This is a genomic window from Lentilactobacillus sp. TOM.63 (assembly GCF_030361045.1).
GTDB classification, from domain to species: Bacteria; Bacillota; Bacilli; order Lactobacillales; family Lactobacillaceae; genus Lentilactobacillus; species Lentilactobacillus dabitei.
The window spans coordinates 1-3,159 of record NZ_JAUCAP010000138.1 but is presented as its reverse complement, the minus strand read 5'-3'; the positions used below and the strand labels follow the sequence as shown (position 1 = coordinate 3,159).

The 3,159-nt window shown below is 41.2% G+C and carries 3 protein-coding genes; all 3 read left to right on the top strand.

The features are described from left to right. Nucleotides 1–172: 172 nt before the first annotated feature. The 3 genes from QUF07_RS13570 (at nucleotide 173) to QUF07_RS13560 (ending at nucleotide 2,982) form a co-directional block, all read left to right on the top strand. Nucleotides 173–481, top strand: coding sequence for a hypothetical protein (locus tag QUF07_RS13570; protein ID WP_217163721.1), 309 nt, complete (start codon nucleotides 173–175; stop codon nucleotides 479–481). A gap of 58 nt (nucleotides 482–539) precedes the next feature. Continuing rightward, nucleotides 540–1,067 carry a helix-turn-helix domain-containing protein gene (locus QUF07_RS13565; RefSeq protein WP_217163723.1) on the top strand — a complete coding sequence of 176 codons (528 nt, stop codon included), beginning with the start codon at nucleotides 540–542 and terminating at the stop codon, nucleotides 1,065–1,067. 196 nt (nucleotides 1,068–1,263) lie between these two features. Beyond that, nucleotides 1,264–2,982, top strand: coding sequence for a DUF5776 domain-containing protein (locus QUF07_RS13560; protein WP_289427960.1), 1,719 nt, complete (start codon nucleotides 1,264–1,266; stop codon nucleotides 2,980–2,982). Nucleotides 2,983–3,159: the final 177 nt, after the last annotated feature.

Sequence of the window (3,159 nt, the reverse complement as noted above, 5' to 3'; positions counted from 1 at the left end):
GATAAAAACATACCCGTCAGTTTTCGAAAAAACACGAAAACTGACGGGCTTTTAATGAACTATGAATAATTCAGGCTAATTGACTGACTAGTAACATTCATCATTTTTTGGTCCATGTCAGTTCTGCGGTTAACCGCCTCGTTAGGCTAATAAAATATTAAAGGGTGATATTATGTTTTTACAGTTTAAGTGTCCACCATTTCCATATTTTGTCGTGGCGGGCAAAACACTATTTCGAGCTGGGAATGTTCACGAACGCCGCATCCTCAAGAATGTCTTTGATCTGATTGTGGTCACAGAGGGCCGTTTATATATTCAAGACGATGGTGATCGTTATTCACTTGGCAAAAATGAGTCTATTATTTTAGCCCCAAATCGGTTGCATTACGGCTTTCGTCCTTGTGAAGAAGATACTCGAATTTCTTGGCTGCATTTTGCCACGGATAATCCAACCGAACGGGTCCGACAACCTAAAAATTGAGATCAGAAAAAAGGCTAATCGCCGTAAATATTATTCTAAGGATGAGTTCAACCTCTACTTGCCCGTTTACAAGCGCCTTTCAGAAAAGGATACGCGCTACCTAATCCAGAATATGAATAATTTGTCAGATATCGATGTCAATCACAAGTTAAGAGAAAAGCAATTCACAACGCCCCAACTTGATCAATTATCTGAACAGCAGTTGTTTTTAAATATCATATCAACTATTTACGTCCAGTCGTCAGTCAGTCCTCAAGATAACTTGGCAACTCAAGTCTATGGTTTTATAGAATCTCATTACGATCAGCCCTTCTCGTTGGATGAGATTTCACGTCAATTTATGTATTCCAAGCCATACATTATCAATTCCATCAAGCAGGCATACGGCCAAACACCCCAACAAATTCATCGACAAATTCGACTTGAAAAAGCTGAACGGATGTTAATCGAAACAGTTTTATCCATCGACCTAATCAGTGAAAAGCTGGGGTATACCAGCTCATCATATTTCATTAAGCAGTTCAAATTGTATTATCATAAAACGCCATTGGCCTATCGGAACCATTCTGATAACGCCATTGTATAAAGAGGCAGGTTGCCGATTTTGGCAGCCTACTTTTTTCGTGTATAAGGATGATCAGATCGTAGGAAATCCTTCCCAATTATGAACAAAAACCGAAACCTCTGTGAATATAAGCGGGAAAGTTGAGCGCTTACAGTCTCCCTTGTTACGATAATTGCGAAAACAAGTCGTTAGGGAAATTCATATGGAGGAAGATGACATGAAATCAGCTAAATTTTATTGTATAAGCGCACTGACAGCACTGTTATTCATGGGTGCTGGTGGTGCGGTGATGGCGAGTAATGGTGGTAATGATGATGGTTCGAGAATTTCGCGGATTAATTCGACTCAAGGTGAAGAGGTCACTATTGCCGATAAGGACGTTGACATAGATACGGAAACTGGACTAATCACCAATTTTACGAATGTTGAAAAAGCTCGTAAATTGTTGGCTGGTGGACACTTGATGATTCCAGCTAAGATAAACGGAACGATTGTTAAGGGAATTGGATATAATGGCGAACCTGACGGCGTATTTGACTACGATCGTTTAAATTATCTTGTAAACTCAACCCAAACAGACCATTCTCGAAGAAACAAAGCAGAAAAGCGGAACAAGGATGCGGCTTCTCAGGGAATATCAGCGATAACTTTTGCTGAGCCAGAAAATATCCTAACAATTGGAAGATGGGCTTTCTACCATAACCAAATTTCTAATATTGACTTGCCAGAAGTAACCACAATCGGAGTACAAGCATTTCACCATAATCAAATCACTTCCGTAAATCTACCACAAGTAATTTCCATTAAAAGTGAGTCTTTCTTTGGCAACTACCTCACAGCCCTCAATTTGCCAAAAGTACAAACTATTGAGGACAACGCATTCGCCTTTAATAATTTAGCTAAAATTACGCTAGGGGGCTCTAACTCAACCCACAATATTATGATTAACTCCAAAGCATTTAGCCTTCAAAATTTAATCGAGAAAAGCAGCGGGCCGCTAACGACCCCTGCAGAAACTGCTTTCCGAACGAATGTACGCCGTCAGGATCCATTGAAGTGGCAAACCATTACTCAGGCGATCCAACCATCACTTAAAGCAAACGGCGTTGAACAATTAAAACCAACTAATGCAATATTATTCTCACTCAATGCAGGCGAGCACTTTAACCAGACTGTTAAAAATGATGAAGAGAATCAACAGTTTACAAACATCCCTCAGGCAGGGGATCATCTCAATAAATTTGCAATCGGGGTACAATTCAATCCCAAATCAAGTATAAGTGGAAATTCCCAATCAACTCAAACCGGCAACTACTCCACCGCCGCCGTGGTCAACATCACCAATCCCACCACGCCACCAACGACCACCCCAGATCCACAACCGGAAAGGGAAAAACAACCAGAGACCAACAATAATAATTCCGGCAACACGATCAATATTAATCCGGCACCCGACCTCGACTTCCCCCACCAATCCGAGTCAGTCGACAAAGTTGCCAAGCATCCCCACACAATTTATAACAAGCAGACCATTCGAGTGCACAAAAATACCGAGCTGACTTCCCCACTCAAGACTTACAGGAAAGTAGCTCGTCACAAAGCCAGAACATTCAAAGTTCTCGGCGTTGCGTACGCCAACAATGGCGCCAAGCGTTACAAAGTAGCAGGTGGTTACGTCACGGCTCACAAAGATTACGTTGCCAACGCCCACTACCAAAGCGTGCCGAAAAGTAAACGAGTAAAGGTTATCAGCACCAAGGGCATTCACAAATACCAAGACGTCAAACTGACTAAACGACCAACCAAGAGCCACGTCAAGCGAAATAAGGTGCTCAAAGTTATTAAACTGGTTAACCAAGGCAATTTAACCCGCTACCAACTCAATGACGGCAGCTACATTTCTACGAACAAAACGTTAATCATGCAATCCAAATAACTATCATCCCCACGTAACCAGGACAATTTCTAACTTTGTCCTGGCTTTTCTAGTTGTTTTACGAAAAAAGGTTGACTTATTGCCAGAAAAGCATAAACTTTTATGGTAGATTGCAAATTTAATCCGAATTTTTGGACAAATTTGTCAGCATAACCTGATACGGTGTTTGCCAGTCGA

What these genes read in the sequence shown, in the direction of transcription:
- QUF07_RS13570 (WP_217163721.1), top strand. Translation starts at nt 173, where the DNA reads ATGTTTTTACAGTTTAAGTGTCCACCATTTCCATATTTTGTCGTGGCG.
- QUF07_RS13560 (WP_289427960.1), top strand. Translation starts at nt 1,264, where the DNA reads ATGAAATCAGCTAAATTTTATTGTATAAGCGCACTGACAGCACTGTTA.